At 48.8% G+C, this 21,035-nt stretch carries 22 protein-coding genes (1 of these 22 only partly in view); all 22 read right to left on the bottom strand.

Annotation, left to right across the window (positions count from 1 at the left end; genetic code table 11):
* Window positions 1-877: the 5' portion of a lysine--tRNA ligase gene (gene lysS / locus EI981_RS00390; RefSeq protein WP_126994460.1), read on the bottom strand. The gene continues 638 nt to the left of window position 1, outside the view; 877 of the gene's 1,515 nt are visible here — the first part of the coding sequence; the start codon lies at window positions 875-877; its stop codon lies beyond the left edge, outside the window.
* A 123-nt stretch (window positions 878-1,000) separates the two neighbouring features.
* The gene (greA, locus tag EI981_RS00385; protein ID WP_126994458.1) at window positions 1,001-1,477 is read right to left on the bottom strand and encodes a transcription elongation factor GreA; all 477 of its coding nucleotides are present in this window, start codon (window positions 1,475-1,477) and stop codon (window positions 1,001-1,003) included.
* Between the two features lies 1 nt (window position 1,478).
* Complete coding sequence (locus EI981_RS00380; protein WP_126994456.1) at window positions 1,479-1,694, bottom strand: hypothetical protein; 216 nt, start codon at window positions 1,692-1,694, stop codon at window positions 1,479-1,481.
* A gap of 148 nt (window positions 1,695-1,842) precedes the next feature.
* A complete protein-coding gene (dusB, locus tag EI981_RS00375) occupies window positions 1,843-2,844 on the bottom strand; it encodes a tRNA dihydrouridine synthase DusB (protein WP_126994455.1) in 1,002 nt (333 codons plus the stop codon).
* Between the two features lie 32 nt (window positions 2,845-2,876).
* Window positions 2,877-3,080 carry a helix-turn-helix domain-containing protein gene (locus EI981_RS00370; protein ID WP_126994454.1) on the bottom strand — a complete coding sequence of 68 codons (204 nt, stop codon included), beginning with the start codon at window positions 3,078-3,080 and terminating at the stop codon, window positions 2,877-2,879.
* The gene (folK, locus tag EI981_RS00365; protein ID WP_126994452.1) at window positions 3,032-3,583 is read right to left on the bottom strand and encodes a 2-amino-4-hydroxy-6-hydroxymethyldihydropteridine diphosphokinase; all 552 of its coding nucleotides are present in this window, start codon (window positions 3,581-3,583) and stop codon (window positions 3,032-3,034) included. The genes EI981_RS00370 and folK overlap by 49 nt, the downstream gene beginning before the upstream one ends.
* 9 nt (window positions 3,584-3,592) lie before the next feature.
* Window positions 3,593-3,955 carry a dihydroneopterin aldolase gene (gene folB / locus EI981_RS00360; RefSeq protein ID WP_126994450.1) on the bottom strand — a complete coding sequence of 121 codons (363 nt, stop codon included), beginning with the start codon at window positions 3,953-3,955 and terminating at the stop codon, window positions 3,593-3,595.
* Window positions 3,956-4,023: 68 nt separating this feature from the next.
* Entirely contained in the window at window positions 4,024-4,860 is an 837-nt protein-coding gene (gene folP / locus EI981_RS00355) for a dihydropteroate synthase (protein ID WP_126994448.1), read from the bottom strand.
* Complete coding sequence (gene pabC, locus EI981_RS00350) at window positions 4,861-5,742, bottom strand: aminodeoxychorismate lyase (protein WP_126994446.1); 882 nt, start codon at window positions 5,740-5,742, stop codon at window positions 4,861-4,863. It lies immediately after the preceding gene.
* The gene (pabA, locus tag EI981_RS00345; RefSeq protein WP_126994444.1) at window positions 5,739-6,320 is read right to left on the bottom strand and encodes an aminodeoxychorismate/anthranilate synthase component II; all 582 of its coding nucleotides are present in this window, start codon (window positions 6,318-6,320) and stop codon (window positions 5,739-5,741) included. Before pabA ends, pabC begins: the two co-directional genes overlap by 4 nt.
* Window positions 6,304-7,872 carry an anthranilate synthase component I family protein gene (locus EI981_RS00340; protein WP_126994442.1) on the bottom strand — a complete coding sequence of 523 codons (1,569 nt, stop codon included), beginning with the start codon at window positions 7,870-7,872 and terminating at the stop codon, window positions 6,304-6,306. The genes pabA and EI981_RS00340 overlap by 17 nt, the downstream gene beginning before the upstream one ends.
* Window positions 7,873-8,080: 208 nt before the next feature.
* Window positions 8,081-9,019: a cysteine synthase A gene (gene cysK / locus EI981_RS00335; protein WP_126994440.1), complete on the bottom strand. Its 939-nt coding sequence runs from the start codon at window positions 9,017-9,019 to the stop codon at window positions 8,081-8,083.
* Window positions 9,020-9,349: 330 nt separating this feature from the next.
* Window positions 9,350-10,252 carry an Hsp33 family molecular chaperone HslO gene (hslO, locus tag EI981_RS00330; protein WP_126994438.1) on the bottom strand — a complete coding sequence of 301 codons (903 nt, stop codon included), beginning with the start codon at window positions 10,250-10,252 and terminating at the stop codon, window positions 9,350-9,352.
* Window positions 10,253-10,451: 199 nt separating this feature from the next.
* Window positions 10,452-11,216 carry a type III pantothenate kinase gene (locus tag EI981_RS00325; RefSeq protein ID WP_126994436.1) on the bottom strand — a complete coding sequence of 255 codons (765 nt, stop codon included), beginning with the start codon at window positions 11,214-11,216 and terminating at the stop codon, window positions 10,452-10,454.
* Window positions 11,217-11,221: 5 nt separating this feature from the next.
* The gene (gene nadC, locus EI981_RS00320; RefSeq protein WP_126994434.1) at window positions 11,222-12,088 is read right to left on the bottom strand and encodes a carboxylating nicotinate-nucleotide diphosphorylase; all 867 of its coding nucleotides are present in this window, start codon (window positions 12,086-12,088) and stop codon (window positions 11,222-11,224) included.
* Window positions 12,078-13,694, bottom strand: coding sequence for an L-aspartate oxidase (nadB, locus tag EI981_RS00315; protein WP_126994432.1), 1,617 nt, complete (start codon window positions 13,692-13,694; stop codon window positions 12,078-12,080). The genes nadC and nadB overlap by 11 nt, the downstream gene beginning before the upstream one ends.
* 35 nt (window positions 13,695-13,729) lie before the next feature.
* The gene (gene nadA / locus EI981_RS00310) at window positions 13,730-14,668 is read right to left on the bottom strand and encodes a quinolinate synthase NadA (RefSeq protein WP_126994430.1); all 939 of its coding nucleotides are present in this window, start codon (window positions 14,666-14,668) and stop codon (window positions 13,730-13,732) included.
* 293 nt (window positions 14,669-14,961) lie between these two features.
* Complete coding sequence (gene ftsH / locus EI981_RS00305) at window positions 14,962-17,091, bottom strand: ATP-dependent zinc metalloprotease FtsH (RefSeq protein ID WP_126994428.1); 2,130 nt, start codon at window positions 17,089-17,091, stop codon at window positions 14,962-14,964.
* 100 nt (window positions 17,092-17,191) lie between these two features.
* Complete coding sequence (gene hpt, locus EI981_RS00300; RefSeq protein WP_126994426.1) at window positions 17,192-17,731, bottom strand: hypoxanthine phosphoribosyltransferase; 540 nt, start codon at window positions 17,729-17,731, stop codon at window positions 17,192-17,194.
* Between the two features lie 54 nt (window positions 17,732-17,785).
* Window positions 17,786-19,234, bottom strand: coding sequence for a tRNA lysidine(34) synthetase TilS (gene tilS, locus EI981_RS00295; protein WP_126994424.1), 1,449 nt, complete (start codon window positions 19,232-19,234; stop codon window positions 17,786-17,788).
* A 40-nt stretch (window positions 19,235-19,274) separates the two neighbouring features.
* Window positions 19,275-20,216 carry a serine/threonine protein kinase gene (locus EI981_RS00290; RefSeq protein ID WP_193556470.1) on the bottom strand — a complete coding sequence of 314 codons (942 nt, stop codon included), beginning with the start codon at window positions 20,214-20,216 and terminating at the stop codon, window positions 19,275-19,277.
* Window positions 20,200-20,946, bottom strand: a complete 747-nt coding sequence (locus tag EI981_RS00285) for a vWA domain-containing protein (RefSeq protein ID WP_126994420.1) — start codon at window positions 20,944-20,946, stop codon at window positions 20,200-20,202. The genes EI981_RS00290 and EI981_RS00285 overlap by 17 nt, the downstream gene beginning before the upstream one ends.
* Between the last annotated feature and the right edge of the window lie 89 nt (window positions 20,947-21,035).

Genomic DNA, 21,035 nt, shown 5'->3' with positions numbered 1-21,035 from the left:
TATCTTTATAGTCGGCATAAGCTTCATACAATTCCATCATAGTAAATTCAGGGTTATGGCGCGTCGAAATTCCTTCATTACGGTATACCCGACCAATTTCATAGACCTTCTCCATACCACCAACAATGAGACGCTTCAAATGGAGCTCAAGAGCAATCCGCATATAGAGCTGCATGTCCAGTGCATTATGGTAGGTAATGAACGGACGAGCCGCCGCACCGCCCGCAATATTATGAAGTGTTGGAGTCTCAACCTCCAGATAGCCGATTGAGTCGAGGTAACGGCGCATAGATTGAATAATCCGGGAACGATTAATAAAAGTTTGCTGTACTTCTGGATTTACAATCAAGTCGACATAACGCTGACGGTAACGCAGTTCAACGTCCTTCAGACCATGGTATTTATCAGGCAATGGATAGAGGGACTTGGACAGTACCACCAGATCCTCTACATTAATCGTAGTCTCGCCGGTCTTGGTCTTGAACACTGCACCGGTTACACCGATAATATCGCCCAGATCAAGCAGCTTGAACGCTGCATACTTGTCCTCCGGAATGCTGTCCTTGCGAACATAGATCTGAATTTTGCCGGACAAGTCCTGGATATGCGCAAAGCTTGCCTTACCCATACCGCGCTTAGCCATAATGCGGCCAGCGATGGATACCTTAACTTGCTGCTCATCCAGCTCTTCCTTCGTCATGCCATCATACTTGCTCAGGATATTCCCCGCCATATTGTCGCGCACATATTTGTGGCCAAAAGGATCGATTCCAAGCTCGCGCAGCTCGTCCAATTTATCGCGACGAACCTTCAATAACTCGCTAATCTCAACGACTTCTTCATTATGCATTTCTTCGTTGTGCATTTCTTCGCTCATTCTTCGCTCCACTCCTTACAGACTATAAAATAGGGTTGTTTACACCCTCAATCACAAACCGACCCACATAAAACAGTGAAAGAAGCCTCCGCTGGGGAAGCTTCTTGAATCGCTAAATCAGCTTTATTTCTTAATATCAACAATTTTATATTGAATAACGCCTGCCGGTACGTTCACATCGACTACAGCGCCCTTCTTCTGGCCCAGGATTGCCTTGCCTACCGGGCTCTCATTCGATATCTTGTTCTGTAGCGGATCGGATTCAGCTGTACCTACGATCGCATATTCCATCGTATCGCCGAACTCCAGGTCTTCTACAATAACCGTCGAACCGATGCTCACTGTATCTGTATCGATCTCGTCGTTGTTAATAATACGTGCGTTACGAAGCATCTTCTCCAGCGTAATGATACGCCCTTCAATAAATGCTTGCTCGTTCTTCGCATCTTCATATTCCGAGTTCTCGCTAATATCGCCGTAGCCGATCGCGGTTTTAATCCGTTCAGCAACTTCACGGCGTCTAACAGACTTCAGATTCTCAAGTTCTTCTTCCAGTCTTTTTAGACCGTCCTGTGTAAGAATAACCTCTTTATCGCTCATCTCAACCGATTCTCCTGTCATGGAAATAATTTTCGCACTCGTGTAAAGCGATCTTTAACTCCTCTAATATATAAGCGGTCGATATATCCTGCAAATAGGAGCAGCAATCCCCCCACGTACGGCGAAGGCCCTGGTTTTCCGCCTGGCCAGAGGCGGCAAAAAATAACGCATCATTGAGATTATCATATGCAATCTCTTGGAGGTCAGACCACTCCATGTTGTGGAAGTTATCTCCTGAGGCGAATTTATACTGTGAAATTATAGGGGATCGATTCTGAAATGTCAATGACAGCTAAATTTCCAAATGTAAACGTTTCAAAAAGTTCACTTTTGTCTCGGTTGGATTCAGCTGGTTATTCCTGTAACTAAGCCGATGCCTCAGCCTTTTCCGACTCCGAGGAGAGGCTAGTGACAAAGCCTTCAAGAATGCGCACCATTTCATTTCGTCTCGTCTCTTCCATAATGGAGTCCTTGATCCGAGCAGCCCCTTTTAATCCCTTCAAGTACCAAGCCAAGTGCTTGCGCATCTCGCGAACTGCGACACTCTCGCCTTTTAGTGTAGCTAGACGGTCCATATGCAGTATCGCAATTCGAATCTTCTCTTCTGCCCCTGGTTCTGGAAGCAGTTCACCCGACTTCAGATACTCTATAGTACGATACAGCATCCACGGATTCCCCAGTGCGGCCCGTCCGATCATGACACCGTCACAACCAGTCTCTTCCAGCATCCGTTTGGCATCCTCAGGGGTATGAACATCCCCGTTACCGATAACCGGAATAGATACCGTGTCCTTAACCTGTTTGATGTAGCTCCAATCAGCTGTGCCTGTATATAGCTGCTCACGAGTCCGTCCATGTACGCTGACTGCCTTCGCTCCAGCCTGCTCAACTGCCTTAGCATTATCAACCACATAGATATGCTCCGAGTCCCAGCCGATACGCATCTTCACCGTAACCGGCTTGCTAACCGCATCAACGACAGCGGACACCATCTCAAATATTTTATTCGGATCAAGTAGCCATCTTGCACCGGCGTCACATTTTGTAACTTTAGGCACCGGACAGCCCATATTAATATCGATAATATCCGCATTTGTCTGCTGATCGACAACCTTCGCAGCCTTAACAAGAGACTCGCGGTCCCCTCCGAAAATTTGCAAGCTCAGTGGCTTCTCACGCTCATCAACAAACAGCATTTCCTTCGTGCGTTTGTTGCCATGGATAATGGCTTTGTCGCTCACCATCTCTGCACAGACCAATCCTGTACCAAATTCCTTCGCAATCAACCGGAAGGCCGGGTTGCAGACGCCAGCCATTGGGGCAAGCACGACTTGGTTTTTCATTTCTATATCGCCAATCTTCAGCATGTGGCCCCTCCTGTAATATAATCGGATTTATTTTATTCCAACTTCAGTTCCTGCAGGGAAATCCCTAGACAATCTGAAATTTTAATTAAAATTTGATCTTCTACATGTCGATTCCCGCGCTCAATAGCACCGAGAACCGCTAATGAAATCCCTGACTGTCCAGCTAGCTCTTGCTGGGTGAAGCCTTTCAGCTTCCGGAACGCACGGATGCGCTGGCCCAATTGCATGCTTTCCAAAATCGGACGCCCCCCTTATCATCCATCTGTTCAAGAGCATCGTGAACACGCCGATATAGGCCCGACGCTTCTTCTGTCGGAACAATATCAGCTAGTGGAACGAGTACAAATGCCCGCTCAAACATCCGAGGATGAGGGAGTGCTAAATGGGCTGTGGCTGACTGCTGCCCTTCCACCCATAACAAATCGAGGTCGACCGTCCGGGGGCCATTTTTAACAATGCGTTTCCTGCCCAGCACCTGCTCCGTCTGCAGCATAACATCAAGCAGTGCTTCCGGTGTCAGCGTGGTTTGCAGGGCAATGGCCATATTTACAAAATCAGGCTGATCCGCGTATCCAACCGGGTCGGTCTCATACATATTCGAGCAGCGAAGTACTGTAATCCCAGGGTGTTCATCTAATAAACTGATCGCTTCCTTCAAAGTTGCCTCACGGTCGCCCAGATTGGCCCCTAGAGCAATATAAGCCTCTGAAGAATCAGTGAAAGTCTGTATAGTAGTCATGCATGCTTCTCACTTTCTTGAACGGTATAGTTCCACCGTAGCGCCTTTAAAATGAATATCGAAAGGCGGATGCGGCTTGGTTACATGGACCGTTAACGCATCTACCATAGTATAAGTGTCCAAAACCGAGGATGCAATATGCTCAGCCAGGGCTTCAATTAATTTAAAGCTTTTTTGCTGGACGATTCCTTTAACCAGTTCGTGAATCTCGGCATAATTTACCGTTTGGCTAAGATCATCATTCCGGCCAGCGACGCTTAGATCCAACTCCAGTTCCAGATCCACGAAGAAACGCTGGCCTAATTTTCGCTCCTCATCAAAAACACCGTGATACCCGTAATATTCCATACCGCGAAGAACCATTTTATCCATAATTCAATGTCCACCTTTCAATATATCTTACTTCCATATCAGAATGGAGTGATTTTCCGTAATAAGTGTTAAATATACACAATAGCATCGCACATCTGTACCGTCTGCTTAATCTCCTTCACATCATGCACTCTTACGACCTGACAACCTTGAGCAATACCAAGCGCTACCGTAGCTGCTGTTCCGAACACAAGCTCATCTACCGGCAGATCGAGCGTCGTTCTAATAAATCTCTTACGCGACGTCCCCAGCAGCATCGGGAAGCCAAGATGGACCAGCTCGTCCAGCGATTGCATCACTTTCAGATTCTCCTCGTAGTCCTTAGCAAATCCAATCCCCGGATCAAGGATGATATTATCGTCACGCACTCCGGCATCTCTAGCAATTCTAACGCTCTCAAGCAGATCATCCGCCACATCCTGCATCAGAGCATTATAATTACGGTCATGCCGATTGTGCATGATGATCGCCGGGCAATCAAATTGCGCTGCTACCGCAGCCATCTCCGGGTCTGCCTTGAAGCCCCACACATCATTAATAATATGAGCCCCCGCCTGAAGCGACTCTCTTGCGACGATAGCCTTATAGGTATCCACCGACAAAGGAACCTGCGGCATCACGCGATGAAGCGCCTCTACGATAGGGACAACCCGCTTCAGTTCTTCCTCTGCTCCTACTGGGTTATGCCCGGGCCGTGTTGACTCTCCACCAATGTCGATAATATCTGCTCCGGCAGCTATCATCTCCTCGGCATGGCGGATCGCCTCATCCATCCGATTATAACGCCCCCCATCCGAGAAGGAATCCGGGGTTACATTAAGGATACCCATAATTAACGTGCGGTTACCTAACTCAAGCACCGTATCACCACAGCGGTAACTACGTTTATATCGTTTTGGTTGCATTTATACTCCCGCCTTTTGTCTATATTGCTCTATAAGCTGTCTTGTAATAGATCCCATCTTACCATTTCCGACTATATAAATGCCTCCTTCAGGCTCAAGAAGACATGTTACGGGTACCGCCTCTTGAATGGAATTCGTCACAAAGATCTCATCCGCTTCCTTCAATCGGTCCCACTTATAATATCCTTCTTCAAACGGCAGTTCCAATTGGTTAGCCAGTTGCAGAATGAACGCACGGGTAATCCCTGGTAGAATACCAGTGCCTATATCAGGCGTATGTAGCTTGCCATTCTGCACAAAGAATAGATTGCTTACGATACCCTCAGCCAAATAACCATCCGCAGTCAGCTGCATCCCTTCGTAATTACCCGCCCTTAAAGGCGTGTATTCTCTTAATTCACGCTTCGCCAGCATATTATTCATATAATGAAGCGATTTGAGGCGAACCTCACCCTCCGGTGTATTCCTAGGCGTGTTCAGCCGATATAGCGACTTGCCCTCCATATACAGCTGCGGATCTACTGGCGCTAGTGACTTAACATAAATAATTACAGTAGGATCCCCGTAATCTTCTGAGGGAAGTCCAAGCGGGCCTTCTCCTGCCGATACTGTAAGACGAATATAACCGTCCTGAAGATCATTGAGACGAAGCAATTCTCCGATCTCTTGGACAACTTGATCTAACTGCAGCGGGTAACGAATCCCCAGACTCCTGCAGCCTTGCTCAAGTCGTTCCAGATGCCTCTCTATTAAAAATGGACGTCCACCATAAGTCCGAAAAGTCTCGAACAAGCCCATCCCGTACATGAAGCCGTGATCCATTACGGACAGCACGGCTTCAGCGGCTGGGGTGGGAACTCCATTCACCCCGATATATTTCATATGAATGCTTCTGCCTTCCGGCTTAAGAAGTTGCGGAGAATTTGATGTCCATGATCGGTGATGATGGACTCCGGATGGAATTGCACGCCTTCAACGGCGTATTCCTTATGACGTAAGCCCATAATTTCTCCCTCTGCAGTCTCCGCGGTGATCTCCAGACAATCCGGCAGACTCTCCCGCTCAACGATCAGGGAATGATAGCGTGTCGCCGTAAATGGAGATGGCAGCCCCGTGAATACCGATTCACCCTGATGGTGAATGGGCGAAGTCTTCCCGTGCATTAAGCGCTCCGCGCGAATTACGTTCCCGCCGAAGGCCTGACCGATCGCTTGATGACCGAGACAGACGCCAAAGATCGGAATGACTCCTTTGAACCGCTCAATGACATCCAGTGTAATTCCGGCCTCGTTTGGTGTACAAGGACCCGGAGAGAGCAGAATGTGATCTGGCTTAAGCTCGGCTATCCCGTTCAGATCAATCTCATCATTACGCTTAACAACAACGTCTTCCCCAAGCTCTCCCAAATACTGCACCAGATTGTACGTAAATGAATCATAATTATCAATGACCAGTATCATTTCCTTCATCCCCCTTCTTGTCGCCTTGGCATCCATCCTGATGGCTTCTTCCCAACGCCATGGCTATTGCCTTGGCCTTATTATGACATTCCCGATACTCTCGGTAAGGCAAAGAATCGATGACGATTCCCGCTCCCGTCTGAATATATCCGAATCCGTCTTTTACGACCAGCGTACGTATAATAATATTTAATTCCATATTGCCGTTATAGTCAATCCACCCCATCGCCCCGGTATAAGGCCCGCGGGTGACAGGCTCCAGCTCCTCGATAATCTCCATCGTCCTGATCTTGGGCGCTCCTGTAATCGTCCCACCAGGAAAGACGGCCGCAATCGCATCCATCGCTGTCTTGTCTGATGGAAGCCATCCCTCCACCTCAGATACCAGATGCATGACATGTGAATAACGTTCGATGGTAAACAGCTCGCTTACTTTGACAGAGCCAAACTCAGCTACCCGCCCCAGATCATTGCGAAGTAGATCAACAAGCATAATATGCTCCGCCTGCTCCTTCTCGTTCGTACGTAGTTCTTCCTCCATCTTCCGATCCTCGGCCTCAGTCAGGCCGCGGCGCCGCGTTCCTGCAATTGGACGGGTGCGCATGACTCCCTGATCCAGCTTGATCAGCAGCTCAGGCGAGGCGGATACAAGTTGAAAGTCGGGAAAGCTCATGAACCCCATATAAGGCGAAGGGTTAATTTCTCTTAAGTCTTCATAAATGTGCTCAGGCGAGACCGCTAGAGGAAATGCTTGTCTCAATGAAAGGTTGACTTGAAATACATCGCCCGCAGCGATATATCTCCGCACTTGTTCCACCGCCCGCTCGAAGCCCTCTTGCGAGAAAGAGGCACTATGTGCCGTAGGCTCCTGCACAGAATCCAATGTAGACTCTGAGTTCTGCTTGGTATTCCCGCTCTTTACTCTGCTGAACCTCTGCCATTGCTCCATCATTTGAGCAGCCGTTCTTTCAGCCAAGTCATATTTTTCCCGTAAATTCTCGATGCCCTCTTCATTGCCTGCTATCGGACAATGGACAACCGCATAAATATCACTATTCAGAGCATCAACAACCCACAGCTCCTCAAACCTCATCCAGATATAATCATCAAGCTTAAGATCATCCTCTGCCAATTGCGGCAGGCGCTCCAATGATCTAGCCACATCATAACCGAGAAATCCAACGGCTCCGCCACTGAAGAAAGGGAGTTCTGAGATAGACGGAGCTGTATAGGGAGCGAGCCACTTTCCTAACAGTTCAAGCGGCTTGCCCTCTAGCATTGCCACCTTAGACCGCTCTTGGCTTAGATCATAGATACGAGCTGACTCTGCCTTGCCCCGGATCACAGACACCGGTGTCAAACCGAGAAAGGTGAAGCGTCCTCCTTTTCCACTCTCTAGTACACAGCAATAGGGATGTGCTTCCTCCCAAGCAGCAGACCAATGGTCTGGCAACGGGTCCTCAGCATGCATCTTCACTGCATACGGAAGCATTGTCCAGCTCCCTTCCTGTGCCAGACGAACCCAATCTTCAAATGTTAGCATAGTCTTCATTAGACGCTGTATCCTCCATCATCTTGTTTGTGCCTGTTAGTATACTAAGCTTTTCTCTCTTATTAAAGTACAAGTTCGTCTATAAGTGTGTGTTTAACCACCTCTATGGGTATACAAAAACCCCCAGGAGTTCGAACCGAACTACCCGGGGGACGGTATATGATCTGACTCGCGCAGGGAAAGCTCACGAATTATAGAGGTTATAGAATTAAGCTTCGAAATTGTAGAGTGGTGTACTCAGATAGCGTTCGCCATTACTTGGAATCACCGCTACTACGCGTTTGCCTTTGCCGAGCTCCTTAGCCACTTTAAGGGCAGCGAATACAGCTGCGCCGGAGGAAATACCGCCTAGAATCCCTTCTTCTCTAGCAACGTGACGTGCTTGATCGAAGGCTTCGTCATTCTCAACATGAATAATTTCATCATAAATCTCACGGTTCAAAATCTCAGGAATGAAGTTAGCCCCGAGGCCTTGGATCTTATGTGGGCCTGGTTTGCCGCCTGACAAAATGGGAGACGCTGCAGGCTCTACTGCATAGATCTTCACGTCAGGGAAGTGCTTCTTAAGAACTTCACCTGCGCCACTAATGGTGCCACCCGTTCCGATCCCAGCTACGAAAGCATCCAATTTACCGTCAAGCGACTCAATAGCCTCAACGATTTCAGGACCTGTCGTCTCACGGTGAATTTTCACGTTAGCTTGGTTTCTAAATTGATCCGCGAGGAAATAATCCGGATGTTCAGCAAGAATCTCTTCCGCCTTCTTAACAGCTCCGTTCATTCCTTCCGATCCTGGAGTCAGAACAAGCTCTGCTCCGTATGCACGCAGCAGATTGCGACGTTCAATGCTCATCGTCTCAGGCATAATGATAACCGCCTTGTAGCCTTTGGCAGCAGCAACGAGTGCAAGACCGATCCCCGTGTTACCACTGGTCGCTTCAACAATTGTACCGCCTGGTTTCAATTTGCCAGCCTTCTCCGCTTCCTCAACGATGCTGATTGCAATCCGGTCCTTAACACTGGAGCCTGGATTTTGGTACTCTAGCTTTACGTAGATTTCTGCGCTATCCTCAGGAACAATCCGATTCAAGCGGACTAGAGGTGTACCACCGATCAACTCTGTTACATTATTTACGACCTTTGCCATATAAAGCCCTCCTTTGGATAAAAAGCATGAGGTAGTTCATCGAAGCAGCGAGCCGAATAGCGACATGCCACCCTTTGAGCTTGAACTTTAACATATAATCTTGATGTAAAAATGAAGACTATTCGAAGAAAATACCATATTTTCTGTCTTCATTTATTTCCGAGTAATTAAGTTGGTTTTACTATCTATTATCTTAACAACCTAAGGTAGGAGTTGTCAAGAAAGGACACAAAAAATACTTTGCCCTTTCGGATCATTTCTGATTCCAAGGGCAAAGCATCGCATTCTTATTTTCGAACGATCTAGCCGCTACCGCAGCTGTTATTTATCCTACTGGTCAAGCCGGGTGATTAATTCACTGATGTCTTCGCGACTGAATTTATACACTTCATTGCAAAAGTCACAGATAACCTCTTCTTCTTCATGGCTGGAATCACGGATCTCCTCCAGCTCTTTTCTACCCAAGCTGATCAGTGTACGTTCAACACGCTCCCGCGAACAATGACAAGCGAATACAATGTCCATCTCGTCCAAAATCTTCACGTCAGGAACGATCCAGCGCAGCATCTCCTCAAGCTCCATCCCTTGATCAAGCAGCGAAGTCACTGGCGGAAATCTTCCGATGGATTGCTCGATAGCGCTAATCTCTTCGTCGCTAAGTCCTGGCATTAGTTGAATGATGAACCCTCCAGCCACAATGACAGAGTTATCCTCATTCACCAGAACACCCAAACCAACAGCGGACGGAGTCTGCTCCGATACTGCAAAATAATAGGTGAGGTCCTCAGCGATCTCACCCGAAATAATAGGCGAGCTTCCGCTATACGGCTCCTTCAATCCTAAATCCTTGGTGACATGAATAAAACCGGTGGTTCCTACAGCAGCGGCTACATCCATTTTTCCTTTTCTCTTGCTCGGCGTCTGAACATGGGGGTTCTTGACTGTACCACGAACCTCACCTTTGGCGTTGGCATCGGCAATAATCTGCCCGATAGGACCATCGCCCTTCACTTGCACCGTTAATTTCTCGTCGCCCTTTAACATAGCACCCATCATAGCCGCTGCGGTAACCGTACGGCCTAATGCTGCCGTTGTCGTTGGGAATGTATCATGTCTGCGTCGCAGCTCTTCAACGAGCCCGGTTGTGCGAACGGCGAAGGCACGAACCTTGCCATCCAGTGCGATTCCACGAATAAGATGGTCTTGAGTTGTTGTATTTACGGAATTGTCCACCCGAGTATCCTCCCTTGTCTATATAAATGTGTGTTCAAAAAAGCCGGTTTTCAGCACCGAGAAGGTTGGATGAAACTAGGGACTAAGGAGCGGACGCAAAACCTACCTTTGAATCGCGGTCACTCATCCATGAATTGGCCTCGATTGGTTTTCTTATCAAAAGTGGGCTTTGGGAACTACCTCTATAATGTAATGTTGTTTATTGGTTGCGTTCGTAAATAATACGCAATCCCTCTAGGGTCAAGAGTGGATCTACTTCCTGAATAGATTTTGATTCGCTGGCAATCAGCTCGGCAAGGCCACCAGTAGCGATTACCTTGATATCTCCATCCATCTCACGGCCGATTCTCTCTACGATACCATCAACCTGCCCTGCATATCCAAATATGATGCCGGCCTGCATGGCATGTACCGTGTTGCGGCCAATGACCTTCTTCGGCTTCTCCAATTCAATCCGCGGTAATTTCGAGGCTCTTTGATACAGCGCCTCCGTCGAGATTCCGATCCCCGGAACAATTGCTCCGCCGAGATAATTTCCTCCTGCATCCACGCAGTCGAAGGTTGTCGCAGTACCGAAATCAACGACAACGAGCGGACTGCCATACTTCTCAATCGCCGCAACAGCATTGACAATCCGGTCCGCACCAACCTCACGCGGATTCTCGTATCTTAGATTCAGACCTGTTCTGATTCCCGGTCCGACAACCAGAGGTCTCCTCCGTAAGTATTTCACACTGAGATCCTCCAGCACATGCATCAACGGAGGAACTACCGAAGAGATAATGACCCCTTCGATTTGCTTAATATCTATATTAGACATTTGGAACAGGTTATAAATCAGCACGCCATATTCATCAACCGTAGATTGACGATTCGTACCAATCCGGAAATGGTGCAGCAGTTCCCGCTCCTTATAAATGCCCAGAACGATATTTGTATTGCCGACATCCACCACAAGGAACATCGATTCTACCTCACTTTCTTCTCGCCCAGATCCAAACTAATATCCAGGCTTTCGAACGAATATGTCAACCGGCCTACAGAGATTACATCGATGCCACTCTCGGCGATACTATGAATCGTCTGCAGCGAGACATTCCCGGATGCCTCCACGGTGACGTGCGGAGCCTTAGACTTGATGAGAGCTACCGCTTCCTTCATCCGCTCCGGAGCCATATTATCGAGCATGATAATATCCGCCCCAGCTGTCAGGGCCTCCTTCACCTGCTCGAGACTCTCGGTCTCCACTTCGATCGTCATCGTATGTGGAATATTCGCCCGGGCTCGGCTAACCGCTTGCGTGATTCCACCTGCACCCTTGATATGATTATCCTTAATCATAACCGCATCGTATAATCCAAAGCGATGGTTCGCTCCGCCTCCCATACGTACAGCATACTTCTCCAGCATACGGTGGCCAGGCGTTGTCTTGCGCGTATCGACAAGGCGCACAGGCAACCCTTCCAGAGCGTCAATGAACGACCGCGTACGCGTCGCGATACCTGACAGGCGCTGTAGAAGATTCAGGGCAAGCCGCTCACCAGTAAGAATACTGTGTGTGCTTCCCTCAACCTCTGCTAGAATGGTTCCTTTAGCTATAGCTTCCCCATCCTGAACGAATGGAGTAAATTTCAATGTAGGATCCACGACCTCGAACACCAATTGCGCGACAGGCATGCCTGCCACTATACCCGCTTCTTTGGCATGGATGACCCCTTTGGATTCATGGCCGGCCGGTACCGTCACACTAGTAGTAACATCGCCCGAGCCCACATCTTCGCGCAGCCATATACGAATCGACTCCACAAGCCCTTCATTATATCCATTAAACATCATCACTGATTTCCTCCAGCATCCCTTGTTCTCGGTGCCGCAAAATATGCCTCAGCCAACGCTCATCATTCCGCGACGGAAAATCTTCACGATAATGCCCGCCGCGGCTCTCTTCTCGGGTTAGCGCTGATTCTGTCAGCAGCAGCGAACAAGTTAACATATTCGCGAACTCCATCTGCTCACTTGTATGCAGTTCCGTGGTGAAAATAGGCTGCAGCCTTTGCAGCTCCTCAAACCCCTTGAGCAGATCATCCCGCGTCCGGCGTACACCAACCTGGCGAACCATCACCTTCTGCAGCTTCAATCTATGTTCAACAATCGGCTGTACTTCTTGCTCTATACGCTCCTTAGAGTAAACAATATTCAAGTCCGTCCTCCGGATCGGCCCCAGTTGACGGATTCGCTCAATGATCCGGCTCCCATATACAATCGCTTCAGATAGCGAATTGCTAGCCAGACGATTAGCCCCATGCACCCCGGTTGATGAGACTTCGCCACAAGCGAACAGTCGTTCAACGTTGGTCTCTCCATGATGATTGGTACGAACGCCCCCCATCATATAATGCGCAGCTGGAGCGACCGGAATCCAATCCGTCGTCATATCCAGCCCATAACCGAGACATGTCTCATAAATGGTCGGGAACCGACGCTTGATTAATTCAGGCGATTCATGGGTGATATCCAAATACACATGTGTAGATTGCGTAGCCTCCATCTCGCTCACGATAGCCCTGGCTACAATGTCTCGAGGTGCCAATTCCAGTAGTTCATGATATTTCTTCATGAAGCGTTCGCCTTTGATATTGCGCAGAACAGCCCCTTCTCCACGCACCGCCTCTGAGATCAGAAACCGCGGTGCCCCGGGATAGCAGAGTGAGGTAGGATGAAATTGAATAAATTCCAGATCACGCAAATAAGCTCCAGCCCGATAAGCAATCGCTACACCGTCTCCAGTAGCTATCTCCGGATTCGTCGTATAACGATACAATTGACCGGCCCCTCCGGTACATAGAATCGTGGCCTGCCCACGCAGAAACACACGCTGTCCATCTGGCCGCTGTACCAGCGCCCCTAGACATTCATTGTCCTCCGTAATCAAGTCGATGACATAATGATCGCTCCATACATCAATACGATCATGAGAAGTCACCTGCTCAGACAATGCCCGCACGATCTCATAGCCTGTAGCATCCCCATTGGCATGAAGGATACGACGATGGCTATGCGCTCCCTCCTTCGTCAGGGCAATCGCTCCATTCTCTACATCAAAGGATGTGCCAAGACGAATCAGTTCCTCTACGCCCTTAGGCCCTTCATGAACCAGAATGTTGACGGATTCTAAGGAGCATAGCCCGGCGCCTGCCATCAGAGTATCCTCTCGATGGGATTCTGCGGAGTCGTCATCGGACATGACGGCTGCTATACCGCCTTGCGCATATCTTGTATTGCTCTCCATTAGTGCCTTCTTCGTAATCATCGTTACGTGCCGATCTTCACTTGCCTTAATAGCTGTGAACAGCCCGGCGATACCCGAGCCGATTACAATGATGTCTGTGTCGATCACAGGCAATTGCCTGAGATCAAAATCGACCAAATATTGTGGAATCACGGTAGTCACCTGTCTTGAGATGAGAGTAGCGCATGCTACTGCACTTGTAACATGCGCTCTAGAGAAATTCTAGCCTTGTCGGCGACAGCAGGCGGAACATAAATCTGCGGCTGCATCGTCTCTAGACATTTAACGAGTTTCTTCAAGTTGTTAACCTTCATATTTGGACAAACGAGGAATTTGGATGCAAAATGGAATGTCTTATCCGGGCTATCCTTCCTAAGCTGATATCCGGTTCCATCTTCCGTTCCGACGATAAATTCCTGTGTGTTCGAATTTTTGCAATAATCAATGATCGCTGTCGTACTACCTACAAAATCGCCCATAGCGACGACCTCCGGGCGGCACTCAGGATGAACGACGAACTCTGCATTAGGATGCTTCGCCCTCATCTCGATCACATCTTTTACGGTTAGCATATCGTGGGTATTGCAATAGCCTTCCCAAATGATCATCTTCTTGTCCGTGTGCTGCTGGACGTAATGACCCAGGTTCTTATCCGGAACCCAGATTATCTCATCGGCATCTACCGAATTGATCACCTTGACTGCATTTGAGGATGTGCAGCAAATATCGGTCTCTGCCTTAACCTCAGCGGAAGAATTAATATAGGTAACAACCTTGGCATTAGGATGCTGCGCTTTTAGCTTGCGAAGGCCGTCGACATTCACCATATCGGCCATCGGACAGCCGGCCCGTTCATCCGGAATAAGTACCGTCTTACTCGGTGCCAGAATCTTTGCGCTCTCTCCCATAAAATGAACTCCACAGAAGACGATCGTCTCTGCATCGGTTGAAGCCGCCTTCTGGGCAAGCAAAAATGAGTCGCCACGGAAATCGGCAACCTCCTGAATTTCATCACGTTGATAATAATGCGCTAAAATAATTGCGTTGCGTTCCTTCTTGAGCTGTACGAGCTTCTCCCGCAGTTCGCGGTTCATCTCCGCCTTCCGCTCCAGTGCCTGTGCCTCCACTGATCCTTCCTCCCCTATATGCGCTCACGATTCTACGCCGCGGCTTCTCTCTATAAACCACCCAACAACCGTTCATTTCATTGACCTATCGTATGACAGCACACATCGTCACACGGTATTAACAATTAATTTACACAAGGTGAGTTACACTGTCAATCAACCTGTGTAGCATAATTCACACGTTATAAGGCGCTATTTATGATGATAAGTCTAATTTTATGCACAAAAAACCGGAGGACCATCTCTGGTCCCCCGGTCATTCTATCCCTTATCTCAGGAACGTATCGATTCACTTATACGGTAGGCGTACTGCCACCGTTATTAGATCCGTTATTGTCGCCATCTTCCGGTGTAACCGGAGTATCGCCTACAGTTCCCTGCGGCTTATCCACGACTGGATCTTGCGTGAAATCATTCGCAGAACCACCTGGTACGTCGTTCGGGATGTCTCCTCTAGGGACTACAGAATTCGTATCTTCAGTCTTACCTTGAATACGAACCTTCACATCACCAACGGAATCAATAACTGGTTCTCCAGACTCGGAGGAGCCGTCATTGTCGTTACCATCAATCACTTCGCCAGACTCCAGCAATCTGCCGTGCTTGATCAATTGATCAATTTGGTCAAATTCCAGAGTCTCTACTTCAAGCAAAGTTTCTGCAATCAGATGAACTTCCTTGGAGTGCTCAGTCAGAATTTGTCTACATTGCTCATAGCATTCGCTAATGAAGCGTTGCATCTCTTGATCAATCTCATAAGCAATTCGATCACTGTAATTCTGCTCATGACCGAAATCACGGCCGAGGAACACTTGCCCTTGCGAGGTTCCAAATTGCATAGGACCGAGCTTCTCACTCATACCGTACTCGACAATCATGCTGCGTACGATGCTAGTCGCTTGTTGGAAGTCACTGTAAGCTCCAGTACCGATCTCGCCGATGAACAATTCCTCGGAGACACGGCCACCCAGAAGGCCTGTAACTTTCTCAAGCAGTTCTTGCTTCGTAACGAGCATACGATCTTCCTTCGGCAGCATGATGACATAACCGCCAGCGCGTCCACGCGGAATGATGGTTACCTTGTGAACCATATCGGCATTGGCCAAGAAATATCCGACAATCGTGTGGCCCGCTTCGTGGAAAGCGACAATACGCTTCTCACGGTCACTGATCACACGGCTGCGTTTCTCTGTACCAACAATGACGCGGTCGATAGCTTCATCAACTTCAAGCATGGAAATATCTTTACGGTTACGGCGCGCTGCAAGCAAAGCTGCCTCGTTCAGCAAATTCTCCAAATCTGCCCCGGTAAATCCAGTCGTCCGCTTCGCGATAACATCCAGACGGACATCCTTCGTAAGCGGTTTGTTGCGGGCGTGTACTTTCAGTACCGCCTCACGGCCTTTCACGTCTGGACGGTCAACCGTAATCTGACGGTCAAAACGTCCTGGACGGAGCAATGCCGGGTCAAGAATGTCGGCACGGTTCGTTGCCGCAACAATGATAATGCCTTCATTGCCGCCGAAACCATCCATCTCAACGAGCAATTGGTTGAGTGTCTGTTCACGTTCATCATGCCCGCCGCCAAGTCCGGCGCCACGCTGACGACCCACAGCATCAATCTCGTCAATAAAGATAATACATGGAGCATTCTTCTTCGCATTCTCGAACAAGTCCCGTACCCGGGAAGCACCGACACCGACGAACATTTCAACGAAGTCGGAACCGGAGATGCTGAAGAACGGAACGCCTGCTTCGCCGGCTACCGCACGAGCGAGCAAGGTTTTACCTGTACCCGGAGGGCCCACAAGCAGGACACCCTTCGGAATTCTTGCACCTACCGCTGAGAATTTCCGCGGATCCTTCAAGAAGTCAACAACTTCAACAAGCTCTTGCTTCTCTTCATCTGCTCCGGCTACATCCTCGAAGGTAACCTTCTTCTTCTCTTCGTTATAGAGACGGGCTCGGCTCTTGCCAAAGTTCATCACTTTGCCTCCGCCGCCCTGCGCCTGATTGAACAGGAAGAAGAACAGAATGAACATAATTGCCAGCGGAACAATCGAAGTTAGGAAAGTAAGCCAGATACTTTGTTCCTGCATTTTCTTCCAGGTTACTTTAAAATTGTTCTGCTCGCTAAGATCTGTGATCTCCTTGAGCACGTTCTCGTCAAATGGAATATAAGCCGAGAATTTCTTCGTCCTGCTGTCACCGACTTTTTCTTTATACTCACCGGTTACCAGATAGGCATAACCGTCAAATTTACCGGTTAATTCCTCAACATTGTTCGCCTTCAATTGCTGGCGCAACTCTGTATAACTAGGGGTGACGGTTTCCTCTTGTCCGCCAATAAGAAATTGAGCGATGCCCACCACGACTAAGAAAAGTATCAAATAAAAACCAGAATTCCGGATGAACCGATTCATCCCCTACCTCCTCTCAGAACCTTAAAATATTTTACCATAGCCGCATACGCCTTTTCAAAAAACAGGCAAGGAGTCCATCAAACCGTAAGAACGGCTGATCTTAGCTGGAGTATACCTCCGGCTTAAGTACCCCGATGTAAGGGAGGTTACGGTATTTTTCAGCATAATCCAGTCCATATCCAACCACGAACGCATCCGGCAGAATAAACCCGGAAATATCAGCCTTCAGATCAACGGTCCGACGGGCTGGCTTGTCAAACAGTGTAGCAATCTTTACAGATTTCACATTGCGGCGCTGGAGCACATCCACCAGATAGCTTAGTGTCAGTCCGCTGTCGATAATATCTTCCACGATTAGAACGTCGCGTCCTTCAACAGAAGAATCCAGATCCTTAATAATCTTCACTTCACCTGAAGAACGGGTGGACGTCCCATAACTTGAGACAGCCATAAAGTCCATCTCTACAGGCACTGTAATCTGCTTAACCAGATCCGCCATAAATATAAAAGCACCCTTAAGAATACAGATGATCAGCGGATTGCGCCCCTCATATTCTTCACTTAATTGTTTGCCGATTTCTGCGACTTTTGCTTCGATCTGTTCCTGCGTGAACAGAACCTCCTGAATATCATTGTGCAAAGTAAGTAAACCCCCTACGTTAAACTATGAATGCTAAAATTTGCAGTTCCTGCTTCAGTTAAACCTTCTCGTATCCAAAGCTATTCGCAAAACGGAAGTCGTATGCTGACTTACCGTAGCAATTGCGGAACGACGGAGACCGGGAATCCATATAATTTGGCCCTCCGCGTCCGTCACCATAGGAATCTGGGAGCGAGAAGAAGGAGGTATTTTCGCGTCAATGAAAATATCCTTTACTTTTTTGCTTCCATTTAATCCTATGACCTTCATAAAGTCCCCTGGCAGCCGGGAACGCACAGTAAGCGGATAAAGGAGCTTATCCGCATCGAATACCGCTTCCTCGTCCCCCAATTCATCCAGGGATATAGAGCCCATATTAGCCCTATACCGGGTGAAACGCAAACAATGCTCCGTATTTGGAACAGATATTTCAGCCGGAAAATGCTCTACGGGATATGTATAGGGCAAACCTGAATTCCCCATAGGATCAAGCATAAATCGGATCATATCATATTCACGCATACAGCGCAGTCCACCGCCAAGATCAAGACTCCATGTTGTAGGCAGATTCTGAATTGCACCCTTGCGAATCGCTTCAATCTTGGTAAAATCATTGTCTTCTGTGCCTAAAGGCAGATAATTTAATATTAGTTTAATCAACCTCCGTTGTAAAGCGGCATGTAAGGCGACAAAGGGCTCAATCTTGAAAGAAAAAATCCCACCTTCGTTAAAGATCAGTTCCTGATATACCTGTTCCGCCTTCTGCTGTAAAAAATCATCTTCTGTACCAACCACTTCGGCCAGTCGATTAAGCGATTCTGTAAGTCCGCTATTATATTGCCCTAAAAAGGGCAGCACATCCAGACGAACTGCATTTCTTGCGTACTTAGGCAATAAATTCGTGCTGTCTGTAACATATGGTATGCCTGTCTTCTCACACATCTGAATTAGGTCATTCTTGTATATACGAAGCAGCGGACGGATAAGTTCCACATTTTTTTCGCGCCGCTTCATACGCATGCCGGCAAGGCCGGAAGATCCACTACCACGCAAGATTCGCATCACCACCGTCTCCGCCTGGTCGTCGGCATGATGGGCCAGCGCAATCGCACCTGCCCCATATTTCTCTGCCACACTATGCAGGAACTCATACCTCTTCTCACGGGCCGCCAGCTGAGCTCCATGCCCCGATTCCTTCATATATGCTGGTATATTATAGACACCAAGCTCGAACGGAATACCAAGTTTGCTTGCCATCCTGCGTACGAATTCTGCCTCCTCATTCGACTCCGCACCGCGAAACCCATGATTTACATGGGCACAGACTAAGCGAAGTTTGAGATCAGGCTCAGCAGCCAATTGATATAATATATGTAGAAGCGCAACCGAGTCAGGGCCTCCCGATACAGCCACAACAATGCAGTCTCCAGAAGACCACAACCTCTCCTCACGGCCGATCTGGCGCACTTGCTCAACTAATCGGTGCATTACTCTACTGTTCATGCGCCCTCCCCCTCCAATCGTCATCTCTATTATAAATCATCTAATTCCAGAATGTGAAAAACAAAGCACAGAGAAGTAAAAGTAAAGATAGCGTAAAAGCCCCCATCATCCACGCTGGTGTCGGTGATTTGGCCTTACGCTGCATAACTTGCTTCTGTACCTGTTCTCTCCATAGTTGGCGGGCCTCCGCAGTGCTGCGGAATTTCCCCTCTAACGCTCGCTCGAGCCATTTGCGGTAAGGCTGCAGGGACGCCTCGCCCTGCACGATCGCCAGCAAGTCGCCCTTGCTCCGTGTCTGCGGCAAGCCGGTGGCGACCTCCTTAAGTGGAGCCTCTGCCAGCAAATGAATGCATACGACCGCGAATGAGAACAGATCATAGGAAGGTTCTGCCGTCCTTCCCCCCGCGCCCCAGTAACCGCGATCGTACCATTCTGTAAACTGTCGCACGCTGCGGCCATTCTCGCTGACTCCGCCGTAGTCAATTAGCTCCACCTCGCCATAAGGCGAGACGAGCACATTCTCCGGCTTCAAGTCCCCGAACGTGAATCCCAGGCCATGCAGCCCTTCCAGCTGCTGCAGCAGCGAATAACCGGCGACATTCAACCATCTGCTCCCCTGTTGTGCCAGGAATGCCCGCAGCGGCTCACCCTTCACATAGCGCATAACGTAGAAAGGAATCTCCTTGCCTTCTAGAGAGTAATCATCTACCTCTACCAGATATGAGAGATCCCTTTTTCCTGTTGAACCGATCTTGCGTTTTCTCCGCTGCAGCGCCTTAAGCACGTTGATTTCCGATTGTAGGTCGATCGTGTCGAAGCCCATTTTGAGTGCGTACAGTCTTGAGCTCTTCATCTGCTTCACCAAATAGACGACCCCGTTGGCGCCTTGTCCAAGCAGACGCTGAATCAAATAGCGTTCACCCTTCCAGCGGCCGGTCACAATCGTTCCTGGCGGCAGGGTCCATTTAGACGACGTAGTCACCAAGCATCGCTTCTCCTTCACCTTTCTCGTCCGAACCATTCCTAGCTCCGTGTCCATTCAGTGTACCATAACGGAAGAATTCAATCACCTTCAGGATCGCCGGGCCGGTCGGAGTTGCACCCCTCATCATAAGGCGCTGGAAAATAGACCGGGCTGAGCCCAAATTGCTGGTCCAGCCGATATCCAGGACCGCATCCTCACCGCTATGAGCACCCGGAAAGTGGAAGACGGCCACTTGGCTGCTGCCCTTCCTTGCACCCAGGCTCAGCATCATATCGCGAATCGCTTCCTCCACGGCAGCCAGCTTTGGCTTCATACTGGCGCTGGCATCGATCAATAAGGCTACCTGCAGGGGACTATTCTCGCTAAGCTCATCAATCACCTCTACTACTTCGGCGCGCTGCTCAGGTGGCAGCACCTCGACCGAGGATTCCCCCAAAATTTGCTTCAGCTCCTTGCCCACCGCCTGCTGAATCGTCTGAACGACCGTCTTCCGCGTCAGCATCTGCATCGTCTGCGCCAGCTTTTCCGTCCCCGTCAGACGGCTCATCCCTCCACCACTTCTGGCGATTTCCTCAATTTCAATACTGCCAAGCTCACCAATCGTCCCATAATCGACAATTCCTACTACATTGACGGTAATTCCTTCCTGACGGGCCAATGCCGCCGCCATCACCGGACTCTCTCCTACATTAGAACAACCATCTGTAATCAGCATAATTTGTTTCATCGCTATAATTCGCCTCCTAATCATTCCTGTAACTCTCTCTTCTCTAGCATTTCCAGGATTGATAGGATTCAAACTAGATCCATTGAAAA

It is taken from the genome of Paenibacillus lutimineralis, assembly GCF_003991425.1.
In the GTDB taxonomy this organism is placed as follows: domain Bacteria; phylum Bacillota; class Bacilli; order Paenibacillales; family Paenibacillaceae; genus Fontibacillus; species Fontibacillus lutimineralis.
This window is presented reverse-complemented; position numbering and strand designations above follow the sequence as displayed.

Bases quoted from the DNA above. Each gene is read 5' to 3' on its own strand.
- greA (WP_126994458.1), bottom strand. From the start codon at position 1,477: ATGAGCGATAAAGAGGTTATTCTTACACAGGACGGTCTAAAAAGACTG.
- EI981_RS00380 (WP_126994456.1), bottom strand. From the start codon at position 1,694: ATGGAGTGGTCTGACCTCCAAGAGATTGCATATGATAATCTCAATGAT.
- dusB (WP_126994455.1), bottom strand. From the start codon at position 2,844: ATGCTGAAGATTGGCGATATAGAAATGAAAAACCAAGTCGTGCTTGCC.
- folK (WP_126994452.1), bottom strand. From the start codon at position 3,583: ATGACTACTATACAGACTTTCACTGATTCTTCAGAGGCTTATATTGCT.
- folB (WP_126994450.1), bottom strand. From the start codon at position 3,955: ATGGATAAAATGGTTCTTCGCGGTATGGAATATTACGGGTATCACGGT.
- folP (WP_126994448.1), bottom strand. From the start codon at position 4,860: ATGCAACCAAAACGATATAAACGTAGTTACCGCTGTGGTGATACGGTG.
- pabC (WP_126994446.1), bottom strand. From the start codon at position 5,742: ATGAAATATATCGGGGTGAATGGAGTTCCCACCCCAGCCGCTGAAGCC.
- pabA (WP_126994444.1), bottom strand. From the start codon at position 6,320: ATGATACTGGTCATTGATAATTATGATTCATTTACGTACAATCTGGTG.
- EI981_RS00340 (WP_126994442.1), bottom strand. From the start codon at position 7,872: ATGAAGACTATGCTAACATTTGAAGATTGGGTTCGTCTGGCACAGGAA.
- cysK (WP_126994440.1), bottom strand. From the start codon at position 9,019: ATGGCAAAGGTCGTAAATAATGTAACAGAGTTGATCGGTGGTACACCT.
- EI981_RS00325 (WP_126994436.1), bottom strand. From the start codon at position 11,216: ATGTTCCTTGTGGTGGATGTCGGCAATACAAATATCGTTCTGGGCATT.
- nadC (WP_126994434.1), bottom strand. From the start codon at position 12,088: ATGATGTTTAATGGATATAATGAAGGGCTTGTGGAGTCGATTCGTATA.
- ftsH (WP_126994428.1), bottom strand. From the start codon at position 17,091: ATGAATCGGTTCATCCGGAATTCTGGTTTTTATTTGATACTTTTCTTA.
- tilS (WP_126994424.1), bottom strand. From the start codon at position 19,234: ATGAACAGTAGAGTAATGCACCGATTAGTTGAGCAAGTGCGCCAGATC.
- EI981_RS00285 (WP_126994420.1), bottom strand. From the start codon at position 20,946: ATGAAACAAATTATGCTGATTACAGATGGTTGTTCTAATGTAGGAGAG.